Genomic DNA, 17,490 nt, shown 5'->3' with positions numbered 1-17,490 from the left:
ATCGATGCCATGCCCACCGCCTCCGACCTCTACGGTCCTGACGCCTTGCGCGCCCTCGAGGCGCTTGCCGCCGACGCCTGTGGCGACGCGTTCGAGCCGATGCGCCGGGCCGGTTCGGCCGCGTACGAAGTCGCCGCGCGGTCATGGCCACGTGCGCAGCGGATCGTGGTCATCTGTGGCCCCGGCAACAATGGCGGCGACGGCTACGTCTTCGCCCTGCGTGCACTGGAGCAGGGGCGTGATGCGCTGGTGGTGCGCATGCCTGCCCATCAACCGCGGCCGGGGCTTGCTTCCCGTGCATGCGGCGAGTTTTTGGCGGCTGGTGGCCTTGTCCAGGAATTCAACGGCACGTTGCCGGTGGCCGACCTGCTGGTGGATGCGCTGTTCGGCATCGGCTTCTCCCGCGTGCCCGGCGAGGACACTGCTCCGCTGATCGATGCGATCAACAGTCATGGAGCGCCGGTGCTGGCGTTGGACGTGCCCAGTGGCGTGGTTGCTGCGACGGGTGCCGTGCCCGGCGCCGCGGTTGAAGCCGGTTGCACCGTGGAGTTCATCGTGGCGAAGGCCGGGCTTCGAACCGGGGCCGCACGTGACCATGTCGGTCGGCTCGAGCTGGCCTCGCTTTCGCTGGATCCCACGCTGCTGGAGAACGTCGAATCCGCCGCCGAACGACTGGTGCCGGCAGATCTCGCGCGATGGCTCCGGCCGCGCCGGCGCGACAGCCACAAGGGCCGCCACGGCCGGGTCCTGCTGGTGGGCGGCGACCACGGACACGGTGGCGCGATCATCCTTTGCGCAGAGGCCGCCTTGCGCTCAGGCGCCGGCCTGGTCGAGGTGCTGACGCGCGAGGCGCACGTGTCGGGGGCGCTTGCCCGCGTACCGGAGGCGATGGTCAGGGCCACCCCTGATGCGGCGCAGCCTGTCGCGGCCGCCCTTTCGGGTCACGCGGATGTGATCGCCATTGGTCCGGGGCTGGGGCAGGACTGCTGGGGCCGCTCGCTGTTCGAAGAGGTGCGCGCGTCGGGCACAGCCATGGTGCTGGATGCCGATGCACTCAACCTGCTCGCGCTTTCACCCTGCAGGCTGCCGTCCGGGACGGTGCTGACCCCTCATCCCGGGGAGGCGGGGCGGTTGCTGGGGTGCACGGTCGCGGACGTCCAGGCCGACCGCTTTGCCAGCGCAGCGGCGCTGGTCGAGCGTTACGGCGCGGTGGTGGTGCTCAAGGGCGCCGGTACGATCATTGCCGCGCCCGGACGCACGCCGCGGCTCATTGATGCAGGCAATCCGGGCATGGCGGTCGGCGGAATGGGGGACCTGTTGACCGGTGCGGTCGCGGCGATGCTGGGGCAGGGGCTGGAACCTTTCGATGCCGCCAGTGCGGCAGCCCTGTTGCATTCGGCTGCGGGCGACGCAGCGGCCGCGATCGACGGACAACGCGGATTGCTGCCCACGGACTTGACGCCCTGGTTGCGCCGTCTTTCGAATCCGGAGTTCCATCCTTGGACCTGACCTTCCACCTTGAAGACACCGCCAGTACCGAAGCCCTCGGCCGTGGCCTGGCGCTGACCCGCCCCCCGCTTGCGGTGGTTTACCTGCGCGGGGACCTCGGTGCCGGCAAGTCCACACTCGCCCGCGCGCTTCTGAGGGCGCTTGGCGTGGAGGGGACTATCCGGAGTCCGACCTACACGCTGGTGGAGCGCTATCCACTCGCGGAAGGACGGGAGGCCTGGCACCTGGACCTCTACCGCATCGCCGACCCCGGGGAGCTGGAGTATCTCGGCCTGGACGGCGAACTGGTAACCCTGTGGCTGGTGGAATGGCCGGAAAAGGGGGCCGGAGCCCTGCCGATGGCGGACCTGGTGGTGGATCTGGCAATCGACGGTGACGGGCGGCGGGCCCGGGTGCAGGCCGGGTCGACCAATGGCCGGTCCTGGCTGTCGAAGGTAGGCGCCGACGTCCCGTTTGCACCCGACTCCTGAACAATTCCACAAGAAGATCCGGCAGGTGCTGGATATCTAAGGGAAAAAGTTCTTGCATTTGGACGGGTGCGGTGCTTGACTACCGCTCATGCGAGCCGACCGGGCCATTCTCCAGACGTTCATCCTTGGCCTGGCGCTGCTCGTCGGCCTGTTGACGGGTGTCAGCAAGGCCAACGAAATCAAGGGCTTGACCGTAAGCAGCGGCGCGACCGGCACCCGTGCCGAGATCGCCTTGGCCGAGGCGGGCGATTTCAACATCATCAAGCTCAGTGGCCCCGATCGCCTCGTGGTGGATCTCGCCGGCACCTCCATCGCCGGCGGCGTCCAGGTGCCATCAGGCGCTGGCGTCGTCAGCCGTGTCCGTACCGGCCAGCCCGTACCGGGCACCGCCCGCGTCGTGTTCGACCTGGGCGAGACCGTTGCACCCCTCCAGCCACGGATCGAACAGGGCGCATCCGGCCCGAAGCTGGTGGTGGAGTGGCCCGACGACGGCGCTGCCCGCCTGGCAACGGAGAACACGGGCGCGACCGCCACGCCTGCACCCGCCCCGGCGACAAGCGCGGACCCCATCGACCAGGCGGCCGCGTCTTCGGAGGCAACGAGCCGCCTGATCTCGGAAATCGCTGCACGTGCGATGGCGCAGCAACCGGCAGCCGCATCGACCGGTTCGGCCGCGCAGGTTTCTCTTCCGCCAGTGCCCACCACGGTTGCCACCGGCGTGCCAACTCCGGCGCCCGGCGCCGCGCCGGCACGGGAGCAGCCCGCGGCCACCCCGGCGAAGACGCTGCAGCAGGTGATGCAGGGCACCCCGATGCGACCGCTCGTCATCGCCATCGATCCGGGGCATGGTGGACAGGACCCGGGCGCCATCGGCAAGAGTGGCACCCGCGAGAAAGACGTGGTGCTCGAAATCAGCAGGGAGCTGGCGCGGCAGATCAACGCCACCCCAGGCATGCGTGCCTATCTCACCCGCGACCGCGATGTCTTCATTCCGTTGAACAAGCGCGCGAGCCTCGCCCGTTCGGCGGGGGCCGACATGTTTATCTCGATCCATGCGGATGCGGCCGAGAACCGGGCAGCCGATGGCTCCTCGGTGTACGTGCTGTCGCTGAAAGGTGCTTCTTCCCAGCGTGCCCGCTGGCTGGCCAACAAGGAGAACGCGGCCGACCTGGTCGGTGGCGCGCGCCTGCCGCAGAACAACGACACGCTCACCTCGGTATTGCTCGACCTGACCCAGAGCGGGAACATGAAGGCATCTGAAGAAGCGGCGGGCGAGATCCTCGACGGCCTTAAGCGCGTGGGCAACATCCACAAGCCTCAGATCGAGCGGGCGAACTTCGCCGTACTGCGTACCTCCGATATCCCGGCGATGCTGGTCGAAACGGCCTTCATCTCCAATCCCGAAGAAGAGCGTCGCTTGCAGGACCCGGGATTCCGCCGAAAGGTGGCGGGCGCCGTGCTTGACGGCATCAATACGTTCTTCACCCGCCAGCCCCCTCCGGGCACCCTGTACGCCGCACGCGCTGCCACGGGCGGCGGTGCTGCCGGCGCGGCCGGCGGCAGCCCCTAGCGCACCCGGTTCCGCCCCTTCCGCGCTGGCGGCACTCCTGGATTGGTTATGATGGACGGCCTTGCCTGTCCGGTCTTCGCGCCTCCGTGCCGATCCTTCTGCTTCCCGACACCCTGATCAACCAGATCGCCGCGGGCGAAGTCGTGGAGAGGCCCGCCTCGGTGGTGAAGGAGCTGGTCGAGAACGCTCTCGATGCCGGAGCGCACAGGGTCGACATCGATCTCGAGGAAGGCGGCGTGCGCCTGATCCGTATTCGCGACGACGGCGCGGGGATGGAACCCGACCAGCTCCCCTTGGCGATCTCCCGGCACGCCACCAGCAAGATCGCTTCGCTCGATGATCTGGAGGGTGTCTCGACGCTCGGTTTCCGCGGCGAGGCGCTGCCCTCGATCGCTTCGGTCAGCCGGTTCCGGCTCGCATCCCGGCGTCCCGAGGCGGAGCACGGTGCGGCGCTGGAGGTCGAAGGCGGGGCGGTCGGGGAGGTCATGCCGCGACCGCATCCGCCAGGTACCACGGTCGAGGTTCGCGACCTGTTCTTCAACGTGCCCGCCCGTCGCAAGTTCCTGCGCGCGGAGCGGACCGAACTGGGGCACATCGAGGAATGGTTGCGCCAGTTGGCGCTGGCGCGCCCCGACGTTGAGCTGCGCGTGTCCCACAATGGGAAACCCTCCCGGCGCTGGAAGGGCGAGGGTGACGACCTGCTGTCGGACAGCCGTCTGCACGCGACGCTCGGCGAAGAGTTCGCCCGCAACGCCATCCGGCTGGACCACAGTGGGGCGGGATTGCGGCTGCACGGATGGATCGCCCAGCCGGCCTACAACCGGGCCAGTGCCGACCAGCAGTACCTGTACTGCAATGGCCGCGCGATCCGCGACCGCAGCGTCGCCCATGCCGTCAAGCAAGCCTATTCCGACGTGTTGTTCCACGGGCGGCAGCCGGCTTACGTCCTGTTCCTGGAGCTGGACCCGCGGCGGGTGGACGTCAACGTACATCCAGCGAAACACGAAGTGCGGTTCCGCGATTCGCGGCTCATCCACGACTTCGTCTACCGCACGCTTCAAGGTGTATTGGCCGAGACGCGCGCGGGCTCCACGCCGTCCGCGCTCGACGCCCCGCATATGCAACACGCGACGCAACCGATGGAGGGTGCTGCTGCCTGGGGACGGCAGCAGGCTCCGCTTGGACTGCGGCAGGTCGCCGAGGCACGTGCCGGGTACGAAGCGCTCTATGGGCGCAGCGATGCGGTGGAGTCCCATGACGCGGATGCCGCCAATCCGGGCATGGCTTTCGCGCCGTCCGTGCCGACCGGGCCTGGTGCGGGGGCGACGGACGCCGAGGGCGATGCCACCCTGCCGCCCCTCGGTTACGCGGTTGCCCAGCTGCATGGCATCTACGTGCTGGCCGAGAGCCGAGATGGCCTGGTGGTGGTGGACATGCACGCCGCGCATGAGCGCATCGGCTACGAAAAACTCAAGCGCGCCCATGACGGAGAAGGGTTGCGAAGCCAGCCGCTGCTGGTGCCGGTAACGGTCGCGGTCTCCGAGCGCGAGGCTGATGTCGCCGAACGCGAGGCGGAGACGCTGGCGAAGCTTGCATTCGAGGTGACGCGCGCGGGGCCACAGTCGCTCGCGGTGAGGAGCGTTCCGGCCCTTCTGGCCCATGCCGACGTGGAGGCGTTGCTGCGCGACGTGCTGGCGGACCTTCGCGAACACGGCCAGTCGCGGCGGATCGCCGAAGCGCGCGACGAGTTGCTCTCCAGCATGGCCTGCCACGGCGCAGTCCGGGCCAACCGCCGCCTCACGCTGCCGGAAATGAATGCGCTGCTGAGGGAAATGGAAGCGACGGAGCGCTCCGGCCAGTGCAACCACGGCCGGCCGACCTGGGCCTTCTTCAGCTTGCCGGAGATCGACAAATGGTTCCTTCGAGGGCGCTGACTTGAACCGCTCAGCGTTTGCGGCATACCTGCTGTCCGGCCTGGCCGCCCTTGCCCTGTCCGGTTGCGGCGGCCAAAACCCATCCGATAGCGCCACGGAGGCGACGATGTCCCCCGAAGTCGAAGTATTCCAGAAGTACCAGGCCGCCTGGCGAGAGGACCGGCGCCAGGCGCTGCTGGAGCCCGATGGCTGGGCGAGCCTGATCGGCCTGCACTGGTTGGAGCCCGGGCCCCACTACGTCGGCAGCAATGCCGACAACGGGATCCGGTTGACGATGGGGCCCAAATACCTGGGCATGATCGAAGTCGGCAGTGGGCGCATCCGTCTCGTCCCGGAGCAGGGGACGGCGCTGCTGCTGGATGGTGAGCCGGTTAAGGGCGAGGCCACGCTGCGTGCGGATGACGACCCGGACGGTCCCAGCATCCTCGGTTTCGATGACGGGCGGGGGCAGGCGACGGTGATCCGGCGCGGCGATCGGTACGCGCTGCGTGTCCGCCATGCCGACGCGCCGACCCGTCTCGGGTTCAAGGGGCTTGAATACTGGCCCGCGGCCCTCGAATGGCAGGTGGCGGGCCGGTTCGTCCCGCACCCCGAGGGGCAGACCATGGACGTCGCGAACATTGTCGGCACGACGGACCCGGTGTCCAACCCGGGGATGGTCGAGTTCGAAGTGGATGGCGTCACCCACCGGCTCGAGGCCCTGGACCAGGGCGGCAACCAGTTGTTCCTGGTCTTCGCCGACCTGACCAGTGGCCACGAGAGCTACGGGGCGGGCAGGTTCCTCTACGCCCCCATGCCGGATGCGCAGGGCCGGGTGGTGCTGGACTTCAACCGTGCCTACAACCCGCCCTGCGCGTTCACTGCCTACGCCACATGCCCGTTGCCGCCCGACAGCAACAGGCTTGGCCTGGCAGTGACGGCGGGGGAGAAGGCCTATGGACGCTGAGCGAGTGGCGAAGGCAACCCGAGGCGCTACTACCGTGGCAAGGCCGGTGGCGTTCGCTCTGCTGCTGGCGGCCCATGCGGCCGCCGCCGGTGCCCGGGTGCCTGCGACGGGTGTGGCGGACCCACCCCAGGCCACGCCAGTCGCCCACGTACCACCGGTGCCCCTGTTGTGGCAGGTGTCGGATGCCGATTCCTCGCTCTACCTGCTGGGGTCCTTCCACCTGCTCAAACGCGGAGACTATCCGCTCTCGAGCGATATCCAGCTTGCCTTCGATGCCGCCGACGAGGTCGTGTTCGAAGTGGCGCCCGAACAGCTCGACGACCCGACCACCCAGCAGCGCTTCATGGCGGCGGCGGCCCACGACGATGGCCGTACCCTCTCGGAGGTGCTGTCTCCGGAGCTCCGGTCGGCCCTGGACCGCTTGCTCGCGCAGCAGGGTGGATCGGTCCGGCAGGTGGATGCCTACGAGCCCTGGTTCGTGAACCTGTCGCTGGTGTTGGGACTCTCGCAGTCACTGGACTTCAGGTCCGAACTCGGCCTCGATCGCCACCTGATGGATCTTGCGGCGCAGCGCGGGAAGCGGGTGGCGGGACTGGAAACACTCGACGACCAGCTCGATGCCCTGGACGCCTCGCCGATGTCCGAACAGGTCGAGGGCCTGGCGGATTTCGTGGAGCAGCTCGACGAGATGCCGGGAAAGTTGTCCGACCTCCACCAGGCCTGGCGAGACGGGAACCTCGAGGTCCTCGACGCGATGACACGCGTGGAGATGAAGGAAAAGACGCCGCAGACCTATCGGCTGGTGAACGTCCGCCGCAACCAGGCATGGCTCCCCCGTCTCCAGTCGATGCTGGATGATCGACAGGAGGGCGAGGTCATGGTCGTCGTGGGTGCGCTGCACCTGCTCGGCGATGACGGCCTGGTCGAGCAGCTGCGCGGGCGGGGCTATGAGGTGGAGCGTGTGTGTTCGGCGTGTCGTGAGGCCGGACCGTTGCCTGCGGAGTGACAGCGCCCCGGTTTCGCCTGCCCGCTCAGGCAGGTCTCGCCGGAACCAGTTCGATGCAATCCACGGGGCACGCCGGCACGCACAGCTCGCAACCTGTACAGAGCGGCTCTACGACCGTATGCATGTGCTTGGCGCCGCCGATGATCGCGTCCACGGGGCAGGCCTGGATGCACTTGGTGCAGCCGATGCAATCCTGTTCGACCACGAGCGCCACCTGAGGCGGCTTGTGGGCGCCGCGGGTGCGGTCGAACGGCCGGGGTGGCTCCCCCAGCAGGCGTGCCAGCGCACGCGCGCCCTCGTCGCCGCCGGGGGGGCAGCGCTCCACTCCCGCTTCGCCTGCGGCCATCGCCTCGGCATAGGGCCTGCACCCGGCGTAGCCGCACTGGCCGCATTGCGTCTGCGGCAACAGGCGGTCCAGGCGTTCGACGAGGTCGGTCATCCCGGTCAGCGGACCGGCATCCCCGCCTGCGCACCGTGGTCGGCGTCGAGCAATGCGAGCGAGCCGGCATCGAAGCCCGCCGACAGGATCATTCCCTCACTGATGCCAAAGCGCATCTTGCGGGGGGCGAGGTTGGCGATGAAGACGACGCTGCGGCCGACGAGCTTTTCCGGCTCCGGATAGGAGGCGCGGATGCCCGAGAAGATCTGGCGCTTGCCGAGCTCCCCGCCATCCAGTTCGAAGCGCAGCAGCTTGTCCGAACCTTCAACCAGCTCGCACGCCAGCACCTTCCCGATCCGCAGGTCCAGGCGGGCGAAGTCGTCGATGCCGATGGTCTGCGGCTGTGCGGCTTCCATTACCGGGGCCTGCTTCGGTGCTTCGGCTTTCGCCTCCGCGGCGGTGGTGGTGGGCTTGAGGGATTCCTTGCTGGCGTCGGTCATGGCCTGGATCTGCTTGGGGTCGATACGGGTGAACAGTGGTGCGTACGCGGCGATGCGGTGGCCGAGCAGGGGCTCGGCAAGTGTGTCCCAGCTCGTGACCGGCGCCGCCAGGAAGGTCTCTGCTTCGGCCGTCACCCGCGGTAGCACCGGCTTGAGTGCGGCGTTGAGTACCCGGAACAGGTTCAGTCCCTGGGTGCACACCGCCTGCAGCTCCGCATCGGCGCCTTCCTGCTTCGCGATTACCCACGGCTTGTGATCGTCGATGTAGCGGTTGGCCTCGTCGGCCAACGTCATTGTCAGGCGAAGGGCGATGGCCGCTTCGTTGCGCAGGTAGGCGGCGGCGATCGGCTCCAGTTGCGCCACGAACCGCGAGTACATCGCGGCATCCGGCAGCTGGTCGGCCAGCTGGCCATCGAAACGCTTGCTGATGAAGCCCGCGCAGCGGCTTGCCAGGTTCACGAACTTGCCGACCAGGTCGGCATTGACGCGTGCCACGAAGTCCGAGAGGTTCAGGTCGAGGTCGTCGACCCCGCCACTGGTCTTGGTGGCGAAGTAGTAACGCAGCGCCTCGGCATGCAGCCCGGACTCGAGATAGGTGCGGGCCATGACGAATGTGCCGCGCGACTTGGACATTTTCGCGCCGTCGACGGTCAGGTAGCCATTGACGTGGAGCCGGGTGGGGGCACGGAAGCCGGCACCGTGCAGCACGGCCGGCCAGAACAGGCCATGGAAGTTGACGATGTCCTTGCCGATGAAGTGGTGGAGCTCGGCTTCGCTGTCGCGCTTGAGGTAGCTGAAGAAGTCCAGCCCTTCGCGCTCGCACAGCGCCTGGAAGCTGGCGAGGTAGCCGATCGGGGCGTCGATCCAGACATACAGGTACTTGCCGGGATGGCCGGGGATCTCGAAGCCGAAGTAGGGGGCGTCGCGTGAGATATCCCACGCGCGGAGGCCGCCCTCTGCGTCCAGCCACTCGAGCAGCTTCGCCTTGACCCCCGGGAGCGCCACGTCGCCGGACAACCAGTCACGCAGGAATCCTTCGAAATCGCCGACTTCGAAGAAGAAGTGTTCCGACTCGCGCAGCTCCGGCGTGGCCCCGCTCACGACCGACCGCGGTTCCTTCAGTTCGGTGGGCGCATAGGTGGCACCGCAGTGCTCGCAGTTGTCCCCGTACTGGTCGGCGGTGCCGCAGTTGGGGCAGGTGCCCTTGACAAAGCGATCGGGCAGGAACATGCCCTTGGCCGGATCGTACAGCTGGGCAACGGAGCGCCGGCGGATGTGGCCGTTGTTGTCGAGCTTGGCGTAGAACGCCTCGGTCAAGGCCCGGTTGCGTCGCGAGTGGGTCGAGTCGTAGTGGTCGAACGCCACCCCGAAATCGGCGAAGTCGCGCTCGTGGCTGGCCTGGATGCCGGCGATGTACTGCTCTGGCGTCAGCCCCGCCTTTTCGGCGGCCAGCATGATGGGGGTGCCATGGGTATCGTCGGCGCAGACGAAGTGCGCGGTATTCCCCGCCAGCCGGTGGGCGCGGGCAAAGATGTCGCCCTGGATGTAGCCGACCAGGTGGCCCAGGTGCAGGGGGCCGTTGGCGTAGGGCAGGGCGCAGGTGACGACGAGCTCGCGTGGCATGGGCATCGGGCTGGCAGGGGAACGCGCGATTATCGCATGCGTTTCCCGGCTGGCCGCCTATGTAGCCCGTTCCGGAAAGCAGAAGGCCCGCCGAAGCGGGCCGTCCAGGTCAGGCGGGAGCCAAGGTCAGTTGCGCTGCCAGGTCTGCGTCTTGCCAAGCAGGGAGAAGCCCTTGAAGCCCCGGACCTCGAGCTTCGAACCGCCGTCGATCGGCTGCATCTTCACTGAGTAGACCTTGCCACTGGCCGGGTCGAGGATGTTGCCGCCTTCCCATGTGTCACCCTTCCGGTTCACGCCCCAGAGGATGACCATGCCTTCGATCGGCTGGTCCTTGCGTTCGCCATCGCACTTGCTGCAGACCGGGTTCGGCCCCTGCGAGGACTGCAGGACCTCCACCACCCGGCCAGCCAGGCTGCCGTTGCGGGTCTCGTAGATCTCCACCGTCGACTTGGGCTGGTTGGTCTTGTCGTCGATCGTGGTCCAGGTGCCGACAGGCGTTTCCTGCGCGAAGGCGGAAAAAGAGAGTGCGAGCAGCGGGAGTGCTAACACGGTAGCAAGGATGCGCATGGTCCCCTCCAAGGTTACGGACATTGCTGTGGACGCGTCCGGCGACGCGATCAGTCCTTATACCGCATCCCTTGTCCCGCCGGTGAGCTGCCGGGCGAATCCTTAAGGATCATTAACATGGGCGGCTCATGACGTGGATCAGCGGCATCCAGGGGGAGCCGCTGCGACAATGTGCCTTCCGCCGCCGTAACGAGAAACGCAGTGACCGAAATACTTCAAAAGCGCATTGGTGATGTCTTGCTTCCCGGAACGCGGCACTCCCTGGAGGCATTGGGCGCGAAGGTGAAAGTGGCCGAAGGTGGCGCAGGAGCTGCGGTATCCGTGGAGCTCGGGGTGCCGGTGGGAACACTGGAAGGGCCGCTACGGGCGTCCCTGTCCGACTTGGCGGCCGCAGAAGGCGCGAAGCTGGTCCATGTGGAGGTTGCATCGCGCATCCGCGCCCACGCGGTACAGCCGAAACTCCAGCCGCTGCAGAACGTGCGCAACATCATCGCCGTGGGGTCGGGCAAGGGTGGCGTCGGCAAGTCCACCACCGCTGTCAACCTGGCCATGGCGCTCTCGGCGGCAGGGGCGAAGGTGGGTGTCCTGGACGCGGACGTATATGGCCCCAGCATTCCGATGATGCTGGGCCTCAGCGGCAAGCCGGACAGCCCGGACGGCAAGTCGATCGAGCCGATGCGCGCCCACGGTGTCGAGGCGATGTCGATCGGATTGCTGGTCGAGCAGGACACGCCGATGATCTGGCGCGGTCCGATGGCAACCTCGGCCTTGACCCAGCTGCTGAACGACACGCGCTGGGGCGATCTGGATTACCTGATCGTGGACCTGCCGCCGGGGACGGGTGACATCCAGCTGACGCTGGCGCAGAAGATCCCGGTGGCCGGGGCGGTCATCGTGACGACGCCGCAGGACATTGCCACGCTGGACGCCAGGAAGGCCCTGAAGATGTTCGAGAAGGTGGGAGTGCCGGTGCTGGGGCTGGTGGAGAACATGGCCGTGCATGTCTGCAGCAACTGCGGACACGCGGAACATGTCTTCGGCGAAGGTGGAGGCCAGCGCATGGCGAGCCAGTACGGGGTGCCGCTGCTGGGCAGTCTCCCGCTGGAGCTGGCGATCCGCGAACAAGGGGATGCGGGGGTGCCGGTGGTCGTGGCGCAACCCGATTCCCCGGCGGCGCAGTCGTACCGCGACGCGGCGCTGCAACTGGCGGTGCGGCTGGCGATGAGGCCCCGGGTCACGCCCGGAATCTCCGCCTCCCTTCTGTAGGGCTACAATCCTGCGCTTTCGTCGCGCGCGCTTTCATGCGACCCGCGCCTACCGCATCGGGAACTCCAATGAGCATCAAATCCGACCGCTGGATCCGTCAGATGGCCGAGCAGCACGGCATGATCGAGCCGTACGAGCCGGGGCAGGTGAAGCAGGCCGCGGACGGCCAGCGAATCGTGAGCTATGGCACCTCGAGCTATGGCTACGACGTGCGGTGCTCGCGCGAGTTCAAGGTCTTCACCAACATCAATTCGACGATCGTCGACCCGAAGCACTTTGATCCCGGCAGCTTCGTGGATGTCGAGGCTGACGAGTGCATCATCCCGCCCAACTCATTCGCACTGGCGCGGACCGTGGAGTTCTTCAGGATCCCGCGCGACACGTTGGTGGTGTGCCTGGGCAAGAGCACCTACGCGCGCTGCGGGATCATCGTGAACGTGACGCCGCTCGAACCGGAGTGGGAAGGACACGTGACTTTGGAGTTCTCCAACACCACGCCGCTGCCTGCGCGCATCTACGCCAACGAGGGTGTGGCGCAGATGCTGTTCTTCCAGTCCGACGAGGTCTGCGAGACCTCCTACAAGGACCGTGGCGGCAAGTACCAGGGCCAGCGGGGCGTTACGCTTCCGCGGACCTGAGTCGGGCGCTTACGCCGATGTCGTTCCGGGAGCGCGGATGACGACCCCGGCACGCTCCAGGCTCTTGCGCATTTCCCGCGCCAGCGCGGGCGCGTCGCTGCGGTCGCCGTGCAGGCACAGCGTGTCGGCGCGGAGCCGCAATCGAGGGCCATCCGCGGTGGTCACGCCGGTACCTGTTGCCAAGGCCACTGCCTGATCGACGGCAGCGTCGACCTCGGCGATGACCGCCCGGGGGTCGGAACGCGGCAGCAACCGGGCGTCTGGACCGTAGCGCCGCTCGGCGAATACCTCGTGGGCCACGCGCAGGCCCTCGCGTTCGCCGGTTTCCACCAAGGAAGAGCCGGACAGTCCGAACAGGACCAGCGAGCGATCAACCCTGGCGACGGCGGACGCGATCGCGCTGGCGGTTGTCGGATCCCGGGCCGAGAGGTTATAGAGCGCCCCGTGCGGCTTGACGTGCGATAGGACGATGCCTTCTTCCGCGGCGATGGTGGCAAGAAGGGTGCATTGCTCCAGCACGACGTCTTCGATCCCGGCCGGAGACAGCGCCATTTCCCGCCGTCCGAAATGCGCGCGGTCCGGAAAGGAGGGGTGGGCACCCGCCGCTACGCCATGCTCGACGCACAGCCGCAGGGTGGCGCGCATGGTGGACAGGTCGCCGGCGTGGCCACCGCACGCGATGCTGGCGGAGGTGATCCACGGGAGGATGGCCGCGTCGTCGAATCCTTCGCCGAGGTCGCAGTTGAAGTCGACGGTCCGGGTCATGATCGTGCGTCCAGCATCAGTTGCACCCTCGCCAGGAGTGCGCGTTGCCCACGCCATAGTCCCGCCGCCGTTTCCGCGTCTATGGACTCGAAGGTGAGGGCAGTGCCGGGCGCAGCCTGTGCCAGGCGTCGCAGGTCGACTGCCGCCACGTGGCCCATCCGGGGATAGCCGCCGACGGTCTGGGCATCGGCCAGCAGCACGATCGGTTTCCCCTCCGGGGGAAGCTGGATGGTCCCGGGCGCCACCGGCGACGAGACCATGTTCCCTCTGTCGGCGGACAGCGGTTTCCCCTCCAGGCGCAGGCCTTGCCGATTGCTATCGGTACCGACCGTCCAGCGTTGACTGCAGATGTGCGGACCGGTCCAGCCAGTTGCGCGCACGTACCGGATCGGCGCCTCGGGCGATGGGCGGCCGTCGGGTGCGACCCACCACGTCGGCGCCTGCGGCACGGCTTTGCTCGTCAGGGGCACGTGGCCGGCAACCTGCAGGACGTCTCCGCGCCGGAGCGGCCGGCCGTCCAACCCGCCGAACCCGCTCTTCAGGTCGGTGCTACGGCTGCCAAGCACCCTGGGTACCGACAGCCCTCCCGCGAATGCGAGCCAGGCGCGGATGCCGCCGCTGAACCCGCCCAGTCTCAAGGTGCCGGCGGGCAGGGTGACGGGGCGGCCGGAAGGGACCGGGCGAGTCGTGCCGGCGGTGTCGGCCTCGGGCACGAAACCGGCTTGCGCCTCGGCTCCGCACAACGCGATCTGCATCGGCCGCCGGAGCCGCAGGACAGGGCCGTGCAAGGTGCACTCCAGCACCGCCGCGTTGTCCGGGTTGCCGACCAGGCAGTTCGCGACTGAGGCAGCGAGGGGATCGAGCGCACCCGCAAGCGCCACGCCGAGATGGCGCCATCCGCTCCGTCCCAGATCCTGGACGGTCGTCAGCGGCCCGGGCGAGAGCACTTCGATCGTCATGCGTTGCCTGCACCCTGATCGCCCGCAAGACGGTCGAACTCGGACACGTCGATGGACGTGAAGCGCACCCGGTCGCCCGGTGCCACCGAACACGGCGGCTCACGCAGTGGGTCGAACAGTGTCAACGGCGTACGGCCGAGCAGGTGCCAGCCGCCCGGGCTCTCGCGCGGGTAGATGCCGGTCTGTGCACCGGCAATGCCCACGCTGCCGGCAGCCACGCGGACACGCGGGGAGTCCAGCCGTGGCAATGCCAGGTCCGCGTCGAGCCCGGAGAGATACGGGAAGCCGGGTGCGAAACCGATCATGGCGACCGTGTATTGCCCGGATGCATGGCGTCGAACGAGCTCATCGGGCTGCATGCCGAGTTCCGCGGCGGCGGTGTCGAGATCCGGCCCGGCCGCGCCTCCGTACAGGACGGGAACGTCGACCTCGCGTGTGCGGACGGCCTCGACGGCACCGGTATCCGACAAAGCGGCATCCAGCAGGTGCTGGCGAACCCGGTCACGATCGACCTCGCCCGGATCGAAGAACACTGCAAGGCTCGCATAGGCCGGGACGATGTCCTGGACGCCCTCAAGGCCCACCGCCGACAACCGGGTCGCGGTGGCATGGACTCTCCGGTTGAGCTGGTCGTCGATGACGTCGCCGAAAACCAGCAGCCAGGCGTCGTCGGCCAGTGGTTCGATGGCGGGCCGGCCGGTGCTCACGTCCTCAGTGCGCTACGTATCAGCTCCACGCGCTCGACGAGCTTCTCCGGGGAGTAGGGACGGGCGGTTGCGGTGCCCCATACCGGTTTCGGCCAGGCGATATCGTCGTGGAATCGGGCGATGACGTGCACGTGCAACTGCGGCACCAGGTTGCCCAAGGCGGCGACGTTGAGTTTGTCCGGGCGGAAGCCCTGGCGCAGCGCGCGGCTGGCGGCGGTGATTTCCCGGCCGAGCCGGTCCTGCTGGCCGTCGTCCAGGTCGATCCATTCCACCGCGCCTTCGATCCGCGGCACCAGGATCAGCCACGGATGGTTGGCATCGTCCATCAGGCGTAGCTCGCTCAGTTCGAGGTGCGCCACCGGATGGGTGTCTTCAGCCAACTGTGGATGCAGGTGCCAACCCTGGGGCTGGGAGTGGGAGCGCGGGTTCATCGCAGGGCCTCCGAGAAGAAGTCGATGGTTCGCGTCCATGCAAGGGTGGCACTGGCTGGATCGTGGTCGGACCGCTGGTCGCAATTGAAGCCGTGGCCGGCCGGATACTCGTGGATGATCGCCCCGGGATGCTTCGAACGGTGCAGGGCGACGTGTTCCGGGGGAATGATCGGATCGCGTTGGCCGAAGTGGAACATCATCGGCGCGCGCAGGAGTTCGTCCAGGAACGGTACGCTCTGGCCGCCGTAATAGCTGACCGCCGGCAAGCCCAGTCGGGTGTTCGCAAGCAGTGCGATGGTGCCACCCCAGCAGAAGCCCATCGTTCCGGTGCGCAGGCCGCCACGCTCAAGCAAGTGGGCGGTCGCGGCGACCAGGTCGATGGCGCGGTCGGCCCCCAGTTCCCGCCTCAGTTCCCGCCCGCGCTGGGTGCCGGCGTCGTCGTAGTCGAGTTCCAGCCCACGTTCCAGAGGGTCGAACAGGGCAGGGGCCACGGCCACGAAGCCTTCGCTGGCAACCCGCTCGGCGACGCTGCGCACGTGCGCGTTCAGACCGAAAATCTCCTGGATGACCACCACGGCGCCACGGGATGGGCCGGCAGGGTCGCAGCGCCAGCCCCGAATGGGGCCGTGGACGGTCTCGATATCGATCCAATGGTTCATCCCGACTCCGTTCAGTTTGAGGCCGTGCATCGCTGTGGTGATTCTAGCGCCGGGGCTATAATTCGCGACCCGCCGCCGATGCCGGTCCCGCGCTTTTTGCCGGGAGCCGCGCCGTGGACGGGCGTCCTCCGCTACCTGGCTGTCCAATGTCCCTGCACGAGCTACCGGTGAAGCCGATCCCGGCGCCCGCCACGCCCCGCGCCACGTCCACGCGCTCCGCTGCCGCCAACCCGAAGGTCGGCTTCGTCAGCCTGGGCTGCCCCAAGGCGCTGGTCGATTCCGAGCGCATCCTCACGCAACTGCGGGTGGAGGGCTACGACCTGGTGCCGACCTACGACGATGCCGACGTGGTGGTGGTGAACACCTGCGGCTTCATCGATTCCGCCGTGGCCGAGTCACTCGACGCGATCGGCGAGGCCATGGCGGAGAACGGCAAGGTCATCGTCACCGGTTGCCTGGGCAAGCGCGAGGAGATCATCCGGCAGGCGCACCCGGGAGTGCTTTCAATCAGCGGCCCGCAGGATTACGCGAGCGTGCTGGACGCCGTCCACACGGCGCTGCCGCCGCGGCACGATCCCTTCATCAGCCTGGTGCCGGACACCGGCATCAAGCTGACCCCGAAGCACTATGCCTACCTGAAGATTTCCGAAGGCTGCAACCATCGCTGCACCTTCTGCATCATCCCGTCGATGCGCGGCGATTTGGTTTCGCGCCCGGTCGACGAGGTGCTGCGCGAAGCCGAGCGCCTCGCGATGGGCGGCGTGCGCGAGTTGCTGGTGGTCTCGCAGGACACCTCGGCCTACGGCGTCGACGTGCGCTACGCCGAACGCGAGTGGCGTGGCAGGCAGTACCAGACCCGGATGAAGGCGCTGTGCGAGGGTCTGGGCGAACTGGGCCTCTGGACGCGGCTGCACTACGTCTACCCGTACCCGCACGTCGACGAAATCATCCCGCTGATGGCCGAGGGGCGGATCCTGCCGTACCTGGACATCCCGTTCCAGCACGCCAGCCCGCGCATCCTGAAGCTGATGAAGCGCCCCGGCGCGGTCGACAAGACCCTGGAGCGCATCCAGCGCTGGCGGTCGGTCTGCCCCGAGCTGACCATCCGCTCGACCTTCATCGTCGGCTTCCCCGGCGAGACCGACGCCGAGTTCGAGGCGTTGCTGGACTTCCTCGACGAGGCGCAACTGGACCGCGTCGGCGCGTTCGCCTACTCGCCGGTGGAAGGAGCGCGCGCCAACGAGCTGCCCGATCCGGTGCCCGAGGCCTTGCAGCAGGAACGGCTGGCCCGCTTCATGGAGCGCCAGGCGGAAATCAGTGCCGTCCGGCTGGAAGCCAAGGTCGGCACGGTGCAGCGCTGCATCGTCGACAGCATCGATGGCGAACTGGCTATCGCCCGCTCGCAGGCCGATGCTCCCGAGATCGACGGGCTGGTGCAGATCCAGAACGGGCAGTTCGCCGGTCTGAAGCCGGGCGATTTCTGCGACGTGGAGATCATGGGCAGCGACGAGCACGACCTGTTCGGCGAGGTCGCGTTCGAGGATTGATGGCGAGGGCCCGA

Annotated in this window: 17 protein-coding genes; 9 read left to right on the top strand and 8 right to left on the bottom strand. The window is 67.8% G+C overall.

Features of this window, described 5'->3' with window-relative positions; translation table 11 throughout:
- Positions 1-9 precede the first annotated feature (9 nt).
- The 6 genes from B5D37_RS02720 (at position 10) to B5D37_RS02695 (ending at position 7,435) form a co-directional block, all read left to right on the top strand.
- The gene (locus B5D37_RS02720) at positions 10-1,509 is read left to right on the top strand and encodes an NAD(P)H-hydrate dehydratase (protein WP_078757142.1); all 1,500 of its coding nucleotides are present in this window, start codon (positions 10-12) and stop codon (positions 1,507-1,509) included.
- Complete coding sequence (tsaE, locus tag B5D37_RS02715; protein ID WP_425478016.1) at positions 1,500-1,979, top strand: tRNA (adenosine(37)-N6)-threonylcarbamoyltransferase complex ATPase subunit type 1 TsaE; 480 nt, start codon at positions 1,500-1,502, stop codon at positions 1,977-1,979. Before B5D37_RS02720 ends, tsaE begins: the two co-directional genes overlap by 10 nt.
- Before the next feature lie 88 nt (positions 1,980-2,067).
- Positions 2,068-3,549 (top strand): N-acetylmuramoyl-L-alanine amidase, encoded by a 1,482-nt coding sequence (locus B5D37_RS02710; RefSeq protein ID WP_078757141.1) that lies wholly within the window; start codon positions 2,068-2,070, stop codon positions 3,547-3,549.
- Between the two features lie 86 nt (positions 3,550-3,635).
- On the top strand, positions 3,636-5,483 hold the full coding sequence (gene mutL, locus B5D37_RS02705; protein ID WP_078757140.1) for a DNA mismatch repair endonuclease MutL: 1,848 nt from the start codon (positions 3,636-3,638) through the stop codon (positions 5,481-5,483).
- A 106-nt stretch (positions 5,484-5,589) separates the two neighbouring features.
- On the top strand, positions 5,590-6,429 hold the full coding sequence (locus B5D37_RS02700; RefSeq protein ID WP_143814091.1) for a DUF1684 domain-containing protein: 840 nt from the start codon (positions 5,590-5,592) through the stop codon (positions 6,427-6,429).
- A gap of 46 nt (positions 6,430-6,475) precedes the next feature.
- Positions 6,476-7,435, top strand: coding sequence for a TraB/GumN family protein (locus B5D37_RS02695; protein WP_159447325.1), 960 nt, complete (start codon positions 6,476-6,478; stop codon positions 7,433-7,435).
- 25 nt (positions 7,436-7,460) lie between these two features.
- Here B5D37_RS02695 and rnfB read toward each other — a convergent pair whose 3' ends face one another.
- The 3 genes from rnfB to B5D37_RS02680 all read right to left on the bottom strand — a co-directional run bounded on the left by rnfB (position 7,461) and on the right by B5D37_RS02680 (position 10,504).
- A complete protein-coding gene (gene rnfB, locus B5D37_RS02690) occupies positions 7,461-7,874 on the bottom strand; it encodes an Rnf electron transport complex subunit RnfB (RefSeq protein WP_078757137.1) in 414 nt (137 codons plus the stop codon).
- Positions 7,875-7,879: 5 nt separating this feature from the next.
- Positions 7,880-9,937, bottom strand: coding sequence for a methionine--tRNA ligase (gene metG / locus B5D37_RS02685; protein ID WP_078757136.1), 2,058 nt, complete (start codon positions 9,935-9,937; stop codon positions 7,880-7,882).
- Between the two features lie 126 nt (positions 9,938-10,063).
- A complete protein-coding gene (locus B5D37_RS02680) occupies positions 10,064-10,504 on the bottom strand; it encodes a DUF2147 domain-containing protein (protein ID WP_078757455.1) in 441 nt (146 codons plus the stop codon).
- Between the two features lie 171 nt (positions 10,505-10,675).
- Between B5D37_RS02680 and apbC the strand changes: the two genes are divergently transcribed.
- Positions 10,676-11,770: an iron-sulfur cluster carrier protein ApbC gene (apbC, locus tag B5D37_RS02675; RefSeq protein WP_327078546.1), complete on the top strand. Its 1,095-nt coding sequence runs from the start codon at positions 10,676-10,678 to the stop codon at positions 11,768-11,770.
- A 68-nt stretch (positions 11,771-11,838) separates the two neighbouring features.
- The gene (dcd, locus tag B5D37_RS02670; protein WP_078757135.1) at positions 11,839-12,408 is read left to right on the top strand and encodes a dCTP deaminase; all 570 of its coding nucleotides are present in this window, start codon (positions 11,839-11,841) and stop codon (positions 12,406-12,408) included.
- Between the two features lie 9 nt (positions 12,409-12,417).
- On the opposite strand, the gene B5D37_RS02665 is transcribed toward dcd, so the two are convergent.
- From B5D37_RS02665 to B5D37_RS02645, 5 genes are read right to left on the bottom strand one after another with little or no spacing between them, the layout of a single operon-like run.
- Positions 12,418-13,173 carry a 5-oxoprolinase subunit PxpA gene (locus tag B5D37_RS02665; RefSeq protein WP_078757134.1) on the bottom strand — a complete coding sequence of 252 codons (756 nt, stop codon included), beginning with the start codon at positions 13,171-13,173 and terminating at the stop codon, positions 12,418-12,420.
- Positions 13,170-14,132, bottom strand: a complete 963-nt coding sequence (locus tag B5D37_RS02660; RefSeq protein WP_078757133.1) for a 5-oxoprolinase subunit C family protein — start codon at positions 14,130-14,132, stop codon at positions 13,170-13,172. The genes B5D37_RS02665 and B5D37_RS02660 overlap by 4 nt, the downstream gene beginning before the upstream one ends.
- Positions 14,129-14,839: a 5-oxoprolinase subunit PxpB gene (pxpB, locus tag B5D37_RS02655; RefSeq protein WP_078757132.1), complete on the bottom strand. Its 711-nt coding sequence runs from the start codon at positions 14,837-14,839 to the stop codon at positions 14,129-14,131. The genes B5D37_RS02660 and pxpB overlap by 4 nt, the downstream gene beginning before the upstream one ends.
- Positions 14,836-15,270, bottom strand: coding sequence for an HIT family protein (locus B5D37_RS02650; RefSeq protein ID WP_078757131.1), 435 nt, complete (start codon positions 15,268-15,270; stop codon positions 14,836-14,838). Before B5D37_RS02650 ends, pxpB begins: the two co-directional genes overlap by 4 nt.
- Positions 15,267-15,929: a dienelactone hydrolase family protein gene (locus B5D37_RS02645; RefSeq protein WP_078757130.1), complete on the bottom strand. Its 663-nt coding sequence runs from the start codon at positions 15,927-15,929 to the stop codon at positions 15,267-15,269. The genes B5D37_RS02650 and B5D37_RS02645 overlap by 4 nt, the downstream gene beginning before the upstream one ends.
- A gap of 146 nt (positions 15,930-16,075) precedes the next feature.
- Between B5D37_RS02645 and rimO the strand changes: the two genes are divergently transcribed.
- Positions 16,076-17,476 carry a 30S ribosomal protein S12 methylthiotransferase RimO gene (gene rimO / locus B5D37_RS02640; protein WP_078757129.1) on the top strand — a complete coding sequence of 467 codons (1,401 nt, stop codon included), beginning with the start codon at positions 16,076-16,078 and terminating at the stop codon, positions 17,474-17,476.
- Positions 17,477-17,490: the final 14 nt, after the last annotated feature.

The organism is Lysobacter spongiicola DSM 21749 (assembly GCF_900167055.1).
In the GTDB taxonomy this organism is placed as follows: domain Bacteria; phylum Pseudomonadota; class Gammaproteobacteria; order Xanthomonadales; family Xanthomonadaceae; genus Novilysobacter; species Novilysobacter spongiicola.
This window is presented reverse-complemented; position numbering and strand designations above follow the sequence as displayed.